General features: G+C 65.9%; 10 protein-coding genes. 6 read left to right on the top strand and 4 right to left on the bottom strand.

The window, feature by feature from the left end; translation table 11 throughout:
• Positions 1-128 precede the first annotated feature (128 nt).
• Positions 129-1,823 carry an amidase gene (locus tag O6P39_RS11820; RefSeq protein ID WP_275611508.1) on the top strand — a complete coding sequence of 565 codons (1,695 nt, stop codon included), beginning with the start codon at positions 129-131 and terminating at the stop codon, positions 1,821-1,823.
• Positions 1,824-2,264: 441 nt separating this feature from the next.
• On the opposite strand, the gene O6P39_RS11825 is transcribed toward O6P39_RS11820, so the two are convergent.
• From O6P39_RS11825 to O6P39_RS11840, 4 genes are all read right to left on the bottom strand, one after another.
• On the bottom strand, positions 2,265-3,263 hold the full coding sequence (locus O6P39_RS11825) for a GlxA family transcriptional regulator (RefSeq protein ID WP_275611509.1): 999 nt from the start codon (positions 3,261-3,263) through the stop codon (positions 2,265-2,267).
• Positions 3,264-3,342: 79 nt separating this feature from the next.
• Complete coding sequence (gene gabP / locus O6P39_RS11830; RefSeq protein WP_275611510.1) at positions 3,343-4,764, bottom strand: GABA permease; 1,422 nt, start codon at positions 4,762-4,764, stop codon at positions 3,343-3,345.
• Between the two features lie 405 nt (positions 4,765-5,169).
• The gene (locus O6P39_RS11835) at positions 5,170-6,663 is read right to left on the bottom strand and encodes an aldehyde dehydrogenase family protein (protein ID WP_275611511.1); all 1,494 of its coding nucleotides are present in this window, start codon (positions 6,661-6,663) and stop codon (positions 5,170-5,172) included.
• 428 nt (positions 6,664-7,091) lie between these two features.
• A complete protein-coding gene (locus O6P39_RS11840) occupies positions 7,092-8,768 on the bottom strand; it encodes an MFS transporter (protein ID WP_275611512.1) in 1,677 nt (558 codons plus the stop codon).
• Positions 8,769-9,259: 491 nt separating this feature from the next.
• On the opposite strand from O6P39_RS11840, the gene ccsA reads away from it, so the two are divergent.
• The 5 genes from ccsA (at position 9,260) to peaD (ending at position 16,198) form a co-directional block, all read left to right on the top strand.
• On the top strand, positions 9,260-11,428 hold the full coding sequence (gene ccsA / locus O6P39_RS11845; RefSeq protein WP_275611939.1) for a cytochrome c biogenesis protein CcsA: 2,169 nt from the start codon (positions 9,260-9,262) through the stop codon (positions 11,426-11,428).
• 206 nt (positions 11,429-11,634) lie between these two features.
• Complete coding sequence (peaA, locus tag O6P39_RS11850) at positions 11,635-13,203, top strand: quinohemoprotein amine dehydrogenase subunit alpha (RefSeq protein ID WP_275611513.1); 1,569 nt, start codon at positions 11,635-11,637, stop codon at positions 13,201-13,203.
• A 76-nt stretch (positions 13,204-13,279) separates the two neighbouring features.
• Complete coding sequence (gene peaB / locus O6P39_RS11855) at positions 13,280-14,710, top strand: quinohemoprotein amine dehydrogenase maturation protein (RefSeq protein ID WP_275611514.1); 1,431 nt, start codon at positions 13,280-13,282, stop codon at positions 14,708-14,710.
• A 1-nt stretch (position 14,711) separates the two neighbouring features.
• Positions 14,712-15,035 carry a quinohemoprotein amine dehydrogenase subunit gamma gene (qhpC, locus tag O6P39_RS11860; RefSeq protein WP_152223974.1) on the top strand — a complete coding sequence of 108 codons (324 nt, stop codon included), beginning with the start codon at positions 14,712-14,714 and terminating at the stop codon, positions 15,033-15,035.
• Positions 15,036-15,064: 29 nt separating this feature from the next.
• Positions 15,065-16,198 carry a quinohemoprotein amine dehydrogenase subunit beta gene (gene peaD / locus O6P39_RS11865; protein WP_275611515.1) on the top strand — a complete coding sequence of 378 codons (1,134 nt, stop codon included), beginning with the start codon at positions 15,065-15,067 and terminating at the stop codon, positions 16,196-16,198.
• Positions 16,199-16,222: the final 24 nt, after the last annotated feature.

A 16,222-nucleotide genomic window follows, 5' to 3' on the forward strand; every position in this document is an offset into this window, starting at 1 on the left:
CTCACACCCGTCGCGCAACAGAAGTACAAGAGAATAGAGATGAACACGCATTTTCTGACTTGCGCCGTCTGGGTCCTTCGCGACGCAGACCTGTCCCTTCCCACCAACCTTCAGCCGACGGTGAAAGCATGATCGAGGTAACCGAAGTTTCCATTGCGCAGCTGCGTGAAGCCCTGGAGTCGGGCCGCACCACCGCGGTCGAACTGGTCAAGGCCTACCTCGCGCGCATCGATGCCTACGATGGCCCGACCAAGCTCAACGCCGTGGTCGTGCGCAACCCCGAGGCGCTGAAGGAGGCCGAAGCCTCCGACGCCCGTCGTGCCCGTGGCGAGACCCTCGGCCCGCTGGATGGCATTCCCTACACCGCCAAGGACAGCTACCTGGTGAAAGGCCTGACCGCCGCCTCAGGCAGCCCGGCCTTCAAGGACCTGATCGCCTACCGCGATGCCTTCACCATCGAGCGCCTGCGCGCCGCTGGCGCCATCTGCCTGGGCAAGACCAACATGCCGCCCATGGCCAATGGCGGCATGCAGCGCGGCGTCTACGGCCGTGCGGAAAGCCCGTACAACCCGAAATACCTCACCGCGCCGTTCGCCTCCGGTTCCTCCAACGGCGCCGGCACCGCGACTGCCGCGAGCTTCTCCGCCTTCGGCCTGGCCGAAGAAACCTGGTCGAGCGGCCGTGGCCCGGCTTCGAACAATGGCCTGTGCGCCTACACCCCGTCCCGTGGCGTGATCTCGGTACGCGGCAACTGGCCGCTGACCCCGACCATGGACGTGGTGGTGCCGTACGCGCGCACCATGGCCGACCTGCTGGAAGTGCTCGACGTGGTGGTTGCCGAAGACGCCGACAAGCGCGGCGATCTGTGGCGCCTGCAGCCGTGGGTGCCGATCCCGGCGGTGAGCGAAGTCCGCCCGGCGTCCTACCTGGACCTGGCCGTCGGCCCCGACGCCCTGAAAGGCAAGCGTCTGGGCGTTCCGCGCATGTACATCAACAAGGACGAAGAAGCCGGCACCAGCGAGAAGCCCGGTATCGGCGGCCCGACCGGCCAGCGCATCAACACCCGCGCCTCGGTCATCGACCTCTGGGAACAGGCCCGTAAGGCCCTGGAAGCGGCCGGCGCCGAAGTCATCGAAGTGGACTTCCCGCTGGTCTCCAACTGCGAGGGCGACCGTCCTGGCGCGCCGACCGTGTTCAACCGCGGCATCGTTTCCGAGCAGTTCCTCCACGATGAACTGTGGGAGCTGTCGGGCTGGGGCTTCGACGACTTCCTGCGCGCCAACGGCGATCCCAAGCTGAACAAGCTGGCCGATGTCGACGGTCCGCAGATCTTCCCCCACGACCCGGGCACTCTGCCGAACCGCGAGGGTGACCTCTGCGCCGGCATGGACGAGTACGTGAACATGGCCAAGCGCGGCCTGAAGACCTGGGACCAGATCGAGACCCTGCCGGACGGCCTGCGCGGCCTGGAGAAGACCCGCAAGCTGGACCTGGAAGACTGGATGGACGGCCTGAAGCTCGACGCCGTGCTGTTCCCCACCGTGGCCGACGTTGGCCCGGCCGATGCCGACGTGAATCCGGAGTCTGCCGATATCGCCTGGAGCAACGGCGTCTGGGTGGCCAACGGCAACCTGGCGATCCGTCACCTGGGCGTGCCGACCGTCACCGTGCCGATGGGCGTGATGGCCGACATCGGCATGCCGGTAGGCCTGACCTTCGCCGGTCGCGCCTATGACGACTCGGCGCTGCTGCGTTTCGCCGCGGCCTTCGAGGCCACCGGCTCCAAGCGCCTGGTGCCGCCGCTGACGCCGCCGCTGGCCTGATCGGTTCGTCGCTGAAGAAAATGCCCGCCTTGTGCGGGCATTTTTCATGGTGATTCGGGGAAGTTCCGGCGCGGGAGGTTGCCGTCACCCCAGCCCTCTCCGGGGACCTGGCGCATTGGCTTTGCAGGATGGCGTAGAGCGAAGCGAAACCCATCGATCCTGACCCCCGACAGTACGGGTATCGCTTCGCTCCACCCATCCTACGGACTACGAAATGCATCTGCGCTCGGGTTGGCCCTCACCCTAACCCTGGCTGCGCGCCCCGCTCAGGGGGAGAGGGGATCGTCCGGTGCAGGATGAAACCACTCTGTCAGCCGGCACGATCTGGCTCCCTCTCCCTGAGGGAGAGGGCTGGGGTGAGGGGGAAAGCCCTGGCACAGATTCAGCCGGGACAAGACAGTTGCTCCTACGAGCGCGCATCACCCTGGGGCCGTCCCGCGCTCATTTCGCCGACTTCACATTGCCGTAGCGCACTTCCTTGGACGGCGAGTAGCCGTAGAAGGACGTGTAGCACTTGCTGAAATGGCTGGGCGAGACGAAGCCGCAGGCCAGCGCCACTTCGTACATCGGCAGGGTGGAGTGCTGCAGCAGGCGCCGGCTCTCGGTGATGCGCAGTTCGAGGTAGTAGCGCACCGGGGTGGTCCCCAGTTGCTCCTGGAACAGCCGCTCGATCTGCCGCTTGGAGCGGCCGACGTATTGCGACAGCTGGTCCTGGCTCAGCGGTTCCTCGATGTTCGCGCTCATCAGGTTGATCGCTTCGCGCAGCGGCTCGCTGAGCTTCTCGTGCAGGGCGGGGCGGGTGCGGCGGAAGCGCGATTCCTCGAAGGCGAGGATGTCGACGATGGCGTCCACCAGCTCGCGGCCGTGGCGTGCGTTGATCCACTCCAATACCAGGTTGAAGGCGCCGGTGGGGCTGGCGGCGGTCAGGCGGTCGCGGTCGAGCTGGTAGCTCTCGCTGGTGACCTCGCTGTGCCGGGCGATCTCGGCCAGGGCGGCGCGGTGCTCGGGGTGGATGGCGCAGCGGTAGCCGTCCAGCAGCCCTGCCTGGCCGAGGAACCAGGCACCGTTCCACAAACCGGCCAGGGTGATGCCCCGGTCGGCGGCGATCTGCAGCAGACGGGTCATTTCCGGCGTTGCGCGCAGCGGCGTGCGCAGGCCACCGCAGACCACCAGCAGGTCCAGTTCGGCGAGCTGCGCCGAGCTCAGCGCAGCACCAGGGCAGATCACCAGGCCGAGGTCGCTGGTGACCGACTCGCCGTCGAGGCTGTAGGTCTGGGTGGCGAAGGTCTCGGCGCGGATCAGGTTGGCGGTGACCAGGGTATCCAGCGCCTGGGTGAAGGCCGGCAGGGAAAAGTGTTCGAGCAACAGAAAGCCCACCCGCGCCTGGCGGGTGGGCTCCTTCTGTTGTTCGCCGATGAAGCGCAGGTTGCGTCCCTGCATGGCACCACTGAATTGCCGCCGTTCGACCAATCGCCACCTCGTTTGTCAGATGCCGTCGCTGTGACGCGCCAGGCCCGGATCAGTTGCCCGCGCCGGTCGCGGCGCGCTGGCCGAGCGACGTTGCGCCGTGGCCCGCGGTCCGCCGGCTGGTCTGGCTCAGCAGGATGATCACCACGGTCAGCGCCAGGGTCGAGCCGACTTCCACGCGGTGCGAAGGCATGATGAACATCACCGTGAGAATGAAGCTGATGATGCCGATTACCAGCCAGGTCAGCCAGGGGAACAGCCACATGCGGAACACCAGCTCGTGGTTGCGCCGGCGCAGGATGCCGCGCATGCGCAGCTGCGAGACGGCGATGGCCAGGTAGACGAGCAGGGCGATGGAGCCGGAGCTGGCAAGCAGGAAGTCGAACAGGCGGCCCGGGGCGAAGAAGTTGAGCAGGGTGGTGGCCATGCCGATCAGGGTGCTGGCGATCACCGCCGCGCGCGGCACGCCGGCCGCCGAGGTGCGCTGGATGAAGGCTGGCGCATCGTTGCGCCGGCTCAGCGAGTAGATCATCCGCGAGGCGATGTAGACCGAGGAGTTCAGGCAGCTGGCCACGGCGACCAGCACCACCAGGTCCATCATCAGCTTGGCGTGGGGGATGTTCATCAGTTCCAGGGCGCGCTGGTAGGAGCCCAGTTCGACCAGCCGCGGATCATTCCAGGGTACCACCGAGATGATCACCGCGATTGACAGCAGGTAGAACACGCTGATGCGCCAGATCACCGAGCGGGTGGCCTTGGCGATATTGCGGCTGGGGTCGCTGGATTCGGCGGCGGCGATGGTCACCGCCTCGGTGCCGATGAAGCTGAACAGGGTGGTGATCAGTGCGCTGAAGATCGCCGTCCAGCCGTTGGGCATGAAGCCGCCGTGCTCTCCCATGATCTTCTGCAGGCCGCTGACCTCGTGGCCGGGCAGGATGCCGAACAGGGCCGCCGCGCCCAGGCCGATGAATAGCACGATGGCGGCGACCTTGAGCATGGCGAACCAGAATTCGAACTCGCCGTACTTGGCGACGCTGAACAGGTTGGTGATGGTCAGCAGGAGCGTCATCGACAGGGCGAAGACCCAGGTCTCGACCTGCGGGAACCAGGTGTTGAGGATCACCCCGGCGGCGATGGCTTCGATGGGGATGACCAGCACCCAGAACCACCAGTACAGCCAGCCGATGGTGAAGCCGGCCCAGCGGCCGATGGCCTGGTCGGCGTAAGCGGAGAAGGAACCGGTGTCGGGGCTGGCCACGGCCATTTCCCCCAGCATGCGCATCACCAGTACCACCAGCAGCCCGGAGAGGGCGTAGGCCACTATGGCGGCGGGTCCGGCGGCGGCAATCGCATGGCCGGAGCCGACGAACAACCCTGCGCCGATGATTCCCGCGATGGAAAGCATGGTTACGTGGCGGGGCTTGAAGCCCTGCACCAGATCGCCATTGGCGCCTTTTGCACTGGGAGCACTCATCTGTCGGCCTTCTTATTGAAATTGTTGTTATGGAGGGCGCGTAGCCACGGGCCGGGGGCGGGCTTCCACCAAGCCGCGATCCCTTCCTCGCGGGTCGATGGGGGCTCGGGAATGCCGCGCAGCGCAGCCAGTATTACGCGGGGCTCAAGCTATGCCAGATGGGTGTCTTCCCAGTTGTTCAGGATCGCCACGGGCATGGCCAAAAACGACATGGTGCATGGCTGGGTAGTGGCGATGGGCCGCTCTGCAACGCGGCTTTTGCTTTGGCGGGCGGTCACCGGAGATGTCGTTAATGCAGGGGCGGTGACACTGCGAACAACAAAAAAAATCCCCCGGCCACTGTGGCAACCGGGGGATGCAAGGGACCGGAGCAAGGGATCTCCGGTCGAGGTAGACAGCAGGGGCTTACAGGCGGATCAGCACCGATTTCAGTTCGGTGTAGTGCTCGATGGCGGCGGCGCCCATTTCGCGGCCCAGGCCCGACATCTTGTAGCCGCCGAAGGGCAGCGCCGGGTCCAGCGCGCTGTGGCAGTTGACCCACACCGAGCCGGACTTGATGCGCGGCACCATGCGGTGCACCGCGGCCAGGTCGTTGGACCAGATGCTGGCGCCCAGGCCATAGGGGCTGTCGTTGGCCAGGCGCAGGGCATCGTCGATATCGTCGAAGGGCATGGCGACCAGCACCGGGCCGAAGATTTCTTCCTGCACCAGCGGGTTCTTCTGGTCGACGTCGACGATCACCGTGGGTTTGACGAAGTAGCCGGGGCCGAACTGCTCGCCGCCGCAGGCGATGGTGGCGCCCTTGTCACGGCCCAGTTCGATGTAGTCGAACACGCGCTTCTGCTGCTTGGCGGAGATCAGCGGGCCCATGTCGATGCTCGGGTCCAGGCCGTTGCCCAGCTTCATGCCGTTGGCGATGCCGGCGATATCGGCCACCACGTTGTCGAAGTGCTTGCGCTGCACGTACAGGCGCGAGCCGGCGCAGCAGACCTGGCCCTGGTTGAAGAAGATCGCCTGGGCGGCGCCGGCAGCGGCGGTGGCCAGATCGGCGTCGGCCATCACGATGGTCGGCGACTTGCCGCCCAGTTCCAGGGTCACGCGGGTCATGTTGTCCATGGCCGCCTTGCCGATTTCCTTGCCGACCGGGGTGGAGCCGGTGAAGGTCAGCTTGTCCACCAGCGGGTGGTGGGAGAGGGCGGCGCCGGCGGTGATACCGGTGCCGGTGACGACGTTGAACACCCCGGCCGGGTAGCCGGCTTCGAGCACCAGTTCGGCGAGTTTCAGCGCAGACAGCGGGGTTTCGTCGGCGGGCTTGAGCACCACGCTGCAACCGGTGGCCAGCGCCGGGCCGAGCTTCCAGCAGGCCAGCAGCAGCGGGAAGTTCCAGGCGACGATGGCGCCGACCACGCCGACGGCTTCGCGGCGGATGTAGCCGTGGAAGTCGCCGTCGGGCATCAGCGGCATGGACACGTCCACGGTGGTGCCTTCGATCTTGGTCGCGTAGCCGGCCATGTAGCGCAGGAAGTCGATGGCCAGTTGCACGTCCATCACGCGGGCGACGGCGGCGCTCTTGCCGTTGTTCAGGCATTCCAGTTCGGCCAGCAGGTCGGCGTCGCGCTCCATCAGGTCGGCGAGCTTCCACAGCAGGTTCTGCCGCTCGCGCGGGCGGGTGCGGCTCCAGGCCGAATCATCGAAGGCCTGGCGTGCGGCACGTATGGCGCGGTCGACATCGGCGGCGGTGCCGGCGGGCACCTGGCACAGCACTTCGCCGGTGGCCGGGTTGCGCAGGTCCATCCGGGCGCCGTCGCTGGCGGAGGTCCAGTCGGCACCGATCAGCATCTTCGGCGCGCGCTGCAGGAAGGCGCGGGATTCGGGCTTGATGGGCAGGGAAGCGAGCATTGCGATTGCCTCTTGTTGGTCTGTTCGTTAGGAGCAGGTTGAGGCGGAGCATCGCAACGGCTGTGCCAAGGCTTGAAGGGTTATTCAACTGTTTGAAATTAAAAGAATTTATTGATTTAAGGGGCGATCGGGAGGAAAGCCGTTGTCGCACATTGCGACAGCGGCTGAGACGGCGGGGGCCCGGATTGGTCGCAGGAGCGGACTCTGTCCGCGATTGACCTCGTGCTGTGCTGTTCGCGAGCAAGGACTGGGCGTCCCCCTCGGTCCTACAGGGGCGACGGGTTAGCTCTTCGTAGGAGCGAGCTTGCTCGCGAACCGACCCGGCACCGGTCTTGCCGGTGGGGCGCGGAGAAGCTTCGCTCCTACGAGAGAGCCGATCCTCCCTGCGGCGTACAACCGCGATCGGTCGTACGCCGCAGGGGCGCCACTCAGCCGTGGTGAATCTCCCGGTCCTTGGTTTCCGGAAGGAAGAAGGTGCCGAGGATCGCCGTCATCACCGCGATGACGATGGGGTACCAGAGGCCGTAGTAGATGTCCCCGGTGGCCGCCACCATGGCGAAGGCCACGGTGGGCAGGAAGCCGCCGAACCAGCCGTTGCCGATGTGGTAAGGCAGCGACATGGAGGTGTAGCGGATGCGCGCCGGGAACAGTTCCACCAGCCAGGCGGCGATCGGCCCGTAGACCATGGTCACGTAGATCACCAGCACGGTCAGGAGCAGCAGCATGGCCAGGTGGTTGATCTTCGCCGGGTCGGCCTTCTCGGGGTAGCCGGCGTCCTTGAGGGCGGTGCCCAACTGCGCGGTGAGGGCATCGGACTGCGCCTTGAAGTCCCCGGCCGGCAGGCCAGCGCCTTCGAAGCTGGCGATGGTCTTGTCGCCGATGTGCACCTGGGCCACGGCGCCGGCGTCAGCCTTGACGTTCTCATAGGGGATGGCCTTCTTCGCCAGCAGGCTCTTGGCCAGGTCGCAGGAGCTGACGAATTTGGCCTTGCCCACCGGGTCGAACTGGAACGAGCACTGGGCCGGATCGGCGACCACGGTCACCGGGTTCTTCTCCTGGGCGGCGAACACGTCCGGGTTACCGTACTGGGTCAGCCCGTGGAAGATCGGGATGTAAGTCAGCGCGGCGAGGATGCAGCCGGCCATGATGATCGGCTTGCGGCCGATCTTGTCGGAGAGGCTGCCGAAGAACACGAAGAACGGCGTGCCCAGCAGCAGCGAGCCGGCGATCAGGAAGTTGGCGGTCTGCGCGTCGATCTTGAGGATCTGCAGGAGGAAGAACAGCGCGTAGAACTGTCCGGTGTACCAGACCACGGCCTGCCCGGCGGTACCGCCAAGCAGCGACATGATCACCACCTTGAGGTTGTCCCAGCGGCCGAAGGATTCGGTCAGCGGGGCCTTGGACGCCTTGCCTTCTGCCTTGATGCGTTGGAATACCGGCGACTCGGAGAGTTGCAGGCGGATGTACACCGAGACGATCAGCAGCAGGATCGACAGCAGGAAAGGTACGCGCCAGCCCCAGGACTCGAAGGCTTCGGTGCCCAGCGCGGTGCGGCAGGCCATGATCACCAGCAGCGAGAGGAACAGGCCGAGGGTGGCGGTGGTCTGGATCCACGAGGTGAAGAAGCCGCGTTTGCCCTGCGGCGCGTGTTCCGCCACGTAGGTCGCTGCGCCGCCGTACTCGCCACCCAGGGCAAGGCCCTGGAGCAGGCGCAGGGTGATCAGGATGATCGGTGCCGCCACGCCGATGGTGGAGTAGGCCGGCAGCAGGCCGACCACGGCGGTGGAGGTGCCCATGATCACGATAGTGATGAGGAAGGTGTGCTTGCGGCCGATCATGTCGCCCAGGCGGCCGAACACGATGGCGCCGAACGGGCGCACCGCGAAGCCGGCGGCGAAGGCCAGCAGGGCGAAGATGAAGGCGGTGGTCTCGTTGACCCCGGCGAAGAAGTGTTTGGCGATGATCGCCGCCAGTGAACCGTACAGGTAGAAGTCGTACCACTCGAATACGGTGCCGAGGGAGGAGGCGAAGATGACCTTGCGCTCCTCCTTTGTGATGCCGCTGTGGGGTGCGTTGCCCGCGGCCGGGCTGTATGTCTGCGCCATGTTCTTCTCCGTCTTGTTCTTGTGAAAGGCCGGAGTCCTTCCCTACCGTTGCCGCACTCAGGCCCAGGGGCTGATGTCATGGTCATACGGATTGCGCGAAGCGTGAAAACAGGCGGCCCTGCCACGGGGCAAGGTCATGAAAAAGCATAACCGGCATGACTCGGATATCCACTTCTATGACCCGCAAACCCACGGCTGGCGCGAATGAGAACGTTATTTCCGACGCACGGGGTCGGATAATGCCGCTGCGGCAGGCTTTTCCACGCCCGCATTGCGGTGCTCGCGACCCGGTCATTCGACCATCGTCTAAAACTGTCCCGGATGTCTCAGGCTGAAACAGCCGTCGCGAATTGCCACGCTCGCGCGCCCCAGGGCGTGGGCCAATGGATTGTTTCCCAAGGGTTTTTGCTACTGGCACGCAATGTGTGAGGGCAAGGCTCAGCACGCCTGCCACGCCAGGCGCCATCGGAAGGGAGGCTCGCTTGAAGAGGATGTCGTCATTGTTTGCCGGGCTGTGCGCCGCGCTTGCGGCTTGCGCGCTGCTCTGGCTATTGCCGTCGCTGGGGAATGCGCTGCTCTGGGCGGTCGCCGCGCTGATCGCCCTGGGGGCGCTGCGACCGGGCCTGCGCCTGCCGGGCTGGCCGCTGGCGCTGGGGGTGTTGTGCGGAGCCTGCCTGGCTGTGGCGCTGCATCTGTTGGCCGACCACTTCCAGCTGCGCTACGCGTGGCTCTACAGCAGCGCGGCGCTGCCGGCGTACCTGAAGTTCTCCAACCTCTGGGGTGGCGACGAGGGGACGGTGCTGTTGCTGGCCACCTTCTGCATGGCCGCCGCCCTGAGTGGTCGCCAGCTGGACGGCTGGGCCGGACGCGGGATGGCGCTGATCGCCGCCTGGTACACGGCCACCGCCGCCTGGCTCGGGCCGTTCAGCGCAACGCCCATGGAGTGGCTGGCGCACCAGCCCAGCCAGGGCATGAACGCCCACCTGCAGACCTTCTGGATGTCCTTCCACGCGCCGTTGATTCTCTGTGCCTACGCCTGGGCCCTGGCGCCCGCCGGCGCCGCGCTCGGCGCGCTGGGGCAGGGCGGCGGCGCCTATGCCTGGGTGATGCCGCGCTACAGCCGGCGCGCCTGGCTGGTGCTCACGGCCGGTATCGGCGCGGGCATGGCCTGGGCCATGGAGGACTTCACCTTCGGCCAGCTCTGGCACTGGGACCCGGTGCAGACCTCGGCCTTCGTCATCTGGGCGCTGCTCGGCGCGGTGCTGCACGGTGCTCGCCGCTGGCGCGCCGACGGCGCCAACCGCCGCCTGTTGCCGCTGCTCAGCCTGCTGGCGGCGGCCATGGCCTGCGTGGCGATGGCGGTGACCCGCAGCACGGTGCTGGCCAGCTCGCACCGTTACATCGGCACGACGTCGTGGCTCAGTCATCTGGCGCTGGCCTTGATCCTGCTGATCCTCGCAGCCTTCTACCTCGTTGCCGGCCGGCGCGGCGAGAAAATGCGCCGGCGCGGGGCATCGGACTGGACGCTGGACGTGGCCATCTACCTGTTCGCCGGGGCCGGGCTGCTGGCTCTTGGCGCACTGATCCAGGCACATCTCTATGAGTGGCTTGGGCTGGAGCGGCCCAACGAGCTGAAACCCTTCTTCGAGACCCTGACCGCCTGGGCCACCACCCAGGAGATGGACAGCCTGCGCCGCGCCTTCGACCAGTGGGACGTCAATGGCTACGGACTGGCAAAGGGGTTGCTGCCGGTGCTGGCGCTGCTCGGGCTGATCGGCGGCTACAGCTTCCTGCGCCGTTGTGCCCGGCCCCGGCTCGCGCTGCTGGCAACGTTGGCGATGGCCGGCGTGATGCTCTGGGTCGGCTGGCGCGGTGGCTGGTTGAGCGGCGGCTACAACGGCGAGGGCATGCTCTCCCAGAGCGTGGTGGCGGTGTTGCCCTGGCTGGACGCGGCGCTGCTCGGCGGGGCCTTCCTGATGGGCTGTTGCCTGCTCTGGGGCGCGCTGAGCCTGTGGCGCAGCCGGCGCCTGGGTAACCTGCGCTACAGCGGCGGGCTGGCCCTGGTACATGGCGGCGCGGTGATCGCCCTGGTGGGCGGATTGGCGGCCACGGCGCTGAATACCTACCAGCAGATCAGCATTGCGCCCGGCACCTCCTTCGAGCAGTGGCACGCGGTGATCGGCGGGATGCAGATGCGCGTGCTGCCGGATGCCAGCCGTCCGGACTTCTCCGGCTACCACGCGGTGGCGAAGGTGGAGCTGCGCGATGGCGACCGTACGCTCGCCGGCCACGCGCTGTTCCAGGACAGCCGCGGCAATCCGCCGGCCTACCAGGGCCCGGTGCGCCAGCTCTGCGAGATTCTCGACTACCACTACGCACGTTTCGCCTCGGACCGCGGCTATGTGCTGCACCCGTTCATCGTGCGTGGCTGGAGCGGCGACCTGCAGGTCTGGGTGCCGGCCTCGGCGCGCTTGCTGAAGCAGCCCGATGACGAGATCGAAAGCGTGGTGGTGATCCGTCGTTATCCGTTCCTCTCGCTGGTCTGGGTCGGCCTGCTGGCGATGCTGTTCGGCGCCTTGTTGCTGCCGGCGGGCGGCGCTTTGCCAAAGCGCGGCCATACTGCTTCGGACGGCGTCGCACGGGCCGTGTCTCAGAGTTAGACAGCAATCGCGAAATTAGACGCATCGAACCTCGGTCGGAGCGCCGAAGGCCCCTGGAAATCCCGTCGTACGCCTGATACGACGGGCCCCGCGAAGGACTGGCACACAACCTGCTAAATCGCTACCAAGCGTTCGACGCAATCGCGCTTAGCCCATCGGTGGGCACGAATAACCAACAAGAATACCGAGGAGGCCTGACCTTGAAGATGACACGACTTCGGCACTGTCTGGGTGCCGGAACCCTGGCCGCACTGGCCCTAGCGCTGCACCAGCCGGCCAACGCCGCCGATGGCCAGGCGATCATCAACGCCAAGTGCCAGGCGTGCCACACGCCCGAAGGCAACAACTCCCTGAGCCGCATCAGCCATCAGCGCAAGACCCCCGAGGGTTGGCTGATGAGCATTGCGCGCATGCAGGTGATGTACGGCCTGAAGATCAGCGACGACGAACGCCGCTCGGTGGTCAAGTTCCTCGCCGACAAGCAGGGCCTGGCGCCAAGCGAGACCGAGGGTGTGCGTTACGCCCTGGAGCGCCGGCTGAACACCGTGGAGAAATTCGATACCAACTTCGAGCAGATGTGCGCCCGCTGTCACTCCGGTGCGCGCATCGCCCTGCAGCGCCGCCCGGCGGCGGAGTGGGAGAAGCTGGTGAACTTCCACCTGGGCCGCTGGCCGTCGCTGGAATACCAGGCGCTGTCCCGCGATCGTGACTGGTTCGACCTGGCCAAGAAAGAAATGGTCCCGGAACTGGCCAAGCGCTACCCGTTGGACAGCAAGGCCTGGAGCGACTGGAAGCAGCACCGTCCCAAGGCCGAGTCGCTGGCGGGCGAGTGGAGCTTCGCCGGGCACATGCCGGGCAAGGGCGACCTCGCCGGCACCATGAGCGTGGCCAAGAGCGGCGACGATGCGTTCAAGGTCAGTGTGAAGGGCCAGTACGCCGACGGCGAGGCCTTCAACGGCGAAGGCAGTGCGGTGCTGTACAACGGCTACGAGTGGCGCGGCAACGTCACCGTGGGCGACCTGAGCATGCGCCAGGTGTTCGCCGCCCTCGACGGCCAGATGCAGGGCCGCATGTTCGACAAGGCCCACGACGAGCGTGGCCTGGACTTCGTCGCGGCCAAGAGCGGCACCAGTCGCGTACTGGGCGTGCAGCCGGCGTATATCAAGGCGGGCAGCGAGGCTGAAGTCACGGTCGTCGGTACCGGCCTGAAGGGCAAGCCATCGTTCGGCAAGGGCGTGGAAGTGGTCTCGCTGGTTTCGCAGACGCCCGAGCGCCTGACCGTCAAGGTCAAGGCCAGCGATGCGGCGGCGGTCGGCGACCATGACGTCACCGTCGGCACCGCCAAGGGCGGCAACCTGGCCGTGTACAAGGACATTGCCGAAGTGAAGGTGGTGCCGGAGTTCTCCGTCGCCCGCATCGGCGGCAATGGCGGTTCGACGCCCAAGGTCCAGGGCAGCTTCGATGCCGAGGCCTGGGGCAAGGGCGCCGACGGCAAGCCGTTCCGTATCGGCGTGTTCCCCGCGCAGTGGTCGGTGGAGCCGTTCGACGATCGCGCCAAGGAAGACCAGGACGTGAAGTTCGCCGGAGAGATGGATGCCGACACCGGTATCTTCACCCCGGGCGACGCCGGCCCGAACCCGGCGCGCAAGATGATGACCAACAACGCCGGCAATCTGAAGGTGATCGCCGCGGTGGACGACGCGGGCCAGTCGCACAAGGGCGAAGGGCACATGATCGTGACCGTGCAGCGTTGGAACAACCCGCCGATCCCGTAAGCGTCGGGATCGGATGAACTGAATACGTGAATCCCGCCTTCGGGCGGGAAAAACAACAAAGTTCCGGGAGGTCGCCATGGGCGCCATCTTGAATCTGGTCGAACGCAACCTGCACGAAGTGCGGGTGGACGCCGACCGCCTGTTGTTCCACATCCCCAGCTCCTCGCTGTTCGCCAGCGACGAGTTGACCGGTGGGATCATCGACGCGCTGCGCGGGCATGCCTGCTCGCCGGACGAACTGACTCAGCGCCTGGGCGGGCGCTTCGCCGCCGAAGAGATCGACGAGACCCTGCGCGAGCTGATCGCGCTGGAGCTGGTCAGCGACGGCTCGCCGCTCACCCCTGAAATCGGTGTCAAGAAAGTCGATCGCACCGCCCTCAACACCGTGGTGCTGAACGTCAACACCGGCTGCAACCTCAGCTGCACCTACTGCTACAAGGAGGACCTGGACAAGCCCTCCGCCGGCAAGAAGATGGGCGTGGAAACCGCCGAGGCTTCGGTGGAAATGCTGATCCAGGAGTCCCCCGACGAGCCGCGCTACACCGTGGTGTTCTTCGGCGGCGAACCGCTGTCCAACCGCCCGCTGATCGAGCACATGGTCGCGTACTGCGAGCGTCGCTTCGGCGAGCTGGGCAAGACGGTGGACTTCGTCATGACCACCAACGCCACACTGCTCACCGAGGAAATCGTCGACTGGCTCAACGCCCATCGCTTCGGACTGTCAATCAGCATCGACGGACCGAAGACGGTGCACGACCGCAACCGCATCACCGTGGGCGGGCAGGGCACCTATGACGTGGTGCGGCGCAAGGCCGACATGCTGCTGTCGCGCTACACCGCGCGGCCGGTCGGCGCGCGGGTGACCCTGACCACCGGCGTCACCGACGTCGAGACCATCTGGAACCACCTGTTCAACGAGATGGGCTTCGCCGAAGTCGGTTTCGCCCCGGTCACCTCGGGCGACATCAGCAGCTACAACCTCACCGGGGAAGAACTGAAGGACGTCTTCGCCAACATGAAGGCCCTCGGCCGTCGGTATCTGGACGAGGCGCTTCAGGGGCGCAACATCGGCTTCTCCAACCTGCACCAGTTGATCACCGACATCCACGAAGGGCAGAAGAAGGCCCTGCCGTGCGGCGCCGGCCTGAAGATGCTGGCGGTGGACCACAAGGGCGAGCTGAACCTGTGCCACCGCTTCACCGGTTCATCCCTGCCGACCTTCGGCAACGTGCATGAAGGGGTGAAGCAGGCCGAGCTGAACGAGTTCCTGTCGCAGCGCCTGGACCGCACTGACACAGGCTGCGCCAGCTGCCGCATCCGCAACCTCTGCTCCGGCGGCTGCTACCACGAGAGCTACGCCCGCTACGGCGACCCGGCGCATCCCACTTACCACTACTGCGAACTGATGAGGGACTGGGTCGACTTCGGTATCGAGGTCTACAGCCGGATCATGGCTTCCAACCCCGGCTTCATCGACCGCCACATCACTCCGCGGAAGGCGCACTGACATGAAACATCTGAAAGCCATCAACAACAAAGCACAGAAGCTCGAACAGGCCGCCGCCGAGGACCGCATCGAAGACGTGGTGGCGATGAACTCCGTGGCCGGTTGCGCCTCGACCACCGACCCGGGCTGGGAAATCGACGTGTTCGGCGGCGTGTCCTCGCTCTGCCAGCCGATGGAAGCGGACCTCTACGGCTGCTCCGACCCTTGCTGGTGGCCGGCCCAGGTGCCGGACATGATGAGTACCTACCCCGACTGGAACAAGGACGCGCAGGCCTCGGCCGAGAACTGGCGCAACCTCGGCACTGTATTCCCGGACGACAAATGAGCGGACAGAAGAACAAGAGGAAAACCTGCATGTCCAGAAAAGCATTCGCCGCCGCGCTCGGCAGCCTCTCGCTGGCCGGCGCGCTGCAAGCCATCGCCGCAGACGCCGACTTCGATAAGAGCAAGGCGCTGGAAAGTGGCCACGAGTACCTGATCAGCACCAACTACCCCAACAACCTGCACGTCGTCGACATGCAGACTGACAAGCTGTTCAAGACCTGCACCATCCCCGGCGCCTACGGCCCGGGCATGACCCAGCTGTCGCCGGACCGCAAGGTGGTCTACATCCTGAGCAACCACTACGCGGACATCTACGGCATCAAGCTCGATGACTGCCAGCCGGTGTTCCACGCCACCATCGCGCAGAAGCCGGGCGAGAACGCGCGGGCGATGTTCTCCATGACCGTCAGCCATGACGGCAAGGAGATCTACGCCATCGCCAACCCGACGAAGATCCTCGCCGAGCACTACGAGGTGCAGCAGCCGCGCCTGCAGATCTACTCGGTGGCTGACGGCATGAATGCCAAGCCCGTGCGCACCTTCCCGGCGCCACGCCAGCTGACCATCATGCAGACCGGCGACGACGGCACCCTCTACGTGGCGGGCCCGGACATCTACAAGGTGGACGTGAAGACCGGCAAGTTCGACGTGGCGATCCCCAGCCGCAACTGGAAGCGCCCGAACTACTCGCCGCCGGACGTGCTCTACGTATGGAACCAGCAGACCTACTCCCGTGATTTCTCGCTGTTCTACACTGCCGCGAAGTTCAAGGATGACAAGCAGGACCCGGCCACCGCCGACTTCCGCTATGGTTTCTTCAACGTGGACCTGGCCACCGGCAAGACCGAGACCCTCGACTTCGGCCCGGTCACCGAGGTGTACTTCAGCGGCATGCGCTCGCCGACCGACCGCAATGTCATCTACGGCGTGCTCAACCGCCTGACCAAGTACGACATCAAGGAGCAGAAGCTGGTCAAGGCCGCGAACCTGGACCACTCCTACTACTGCCTGACCGTCAACAAGGCCGGCACCAAGCTGTATCTCTCCGGTACCTTCAATGACGTGGCCATCTTCGACGCCAACAGCCTGGAGCGCCTCGGTGATCTGAAGCTGCCCGGCGGCGACATGGCGATCACCACCAGCCAGGCCTTCGTGGCCAACTGATCGGCAGGATCGGGCTGCCCGGGG

This window comes from Pseudomonas sp. PSE14 (assembly GCF_029203285.1).
GTDB lineage: Bacteria > Pseudomonadota > Gammaproteobacteria > Pseudomonadales > Pseudomonadaceae > Pseudomonas.

What these genes read in the sequence shown, in the direction of transcription:
- O6P39_RS11840 (WP_275611512.1), bottom strand. Translation starts at nt 8,768, where the DNA reads ATGGCGCAGACATACAGCCCGGCCGCGGGCAACGCACCCCACAGCGGC.
- O6P39_RS11825 (WP_275611509.1), bottom strand. Translation starts at nt 3,263, where the DNA reads ATGCAGGGACGCAACCTGCGCTTCATCGGCGAACAACAGAAGGAGCCC.
- ccsA (WP_275611939.1), top strand. Translation starts at nt 9,260, where the DNA reads ATGTCGTCATTGTTTGCCGGGCTGTGCGCCGCGCTTGCGGCTTGCGCG.
- qhpC (WP_152223974.1), top strand. Translation starts at nt 14,712, where the DNA reads ATGAAACATCTGAAAGCCATCAACAACAAAGCACAGAAGCTCGAACAG.
- gabP (WP_275611510.1), bottom strand. Translation starts at nt 4,764, where the DNA reads ATGAGTGCTCCCAGTGCAAAAGGCGCCAATGGCGATCTGGTGCAGGGC.
- peaD (WP_275611515.1), top strand. Translation starts at nt 15,065, where the DNA reads ATGTCCAGAAAAGCATTCGCCGCCGCGCTCGGCAGCCTCTCGCTGGCC.
- O6P39_RS11835 (WP_275611511.1), bottom strand. Translation starts at nt 6,663, where the DNA reads ATGCTCGCTTCCCTGCCCATCAAGCCCGAATCCCGCGCCTTCCTGCAG.
- peaA (WP_275611513.1), top strand. Translation starts at nt 11,635, where the DNA reads ATGACACGACTTCGGCACTGTCTGGGTGCCGGAACCCTGGCCGCACTG.
- peaB (WP_275611514.1), top strand. Translation starts at nt 13,280, where the DNA reads ATGGGCGCCATCTTGAATCTGGTCGAACGCAACCTGCACGAAGTGCGG.
- O6P39_RS11820 (WP_275611508.1), top strand. Translation starts at nt 129, where the DNA reads ATGATCGAGGTAACCGAAGTTTCCATTGCGCAGCTGCGTGAAGCCCTG.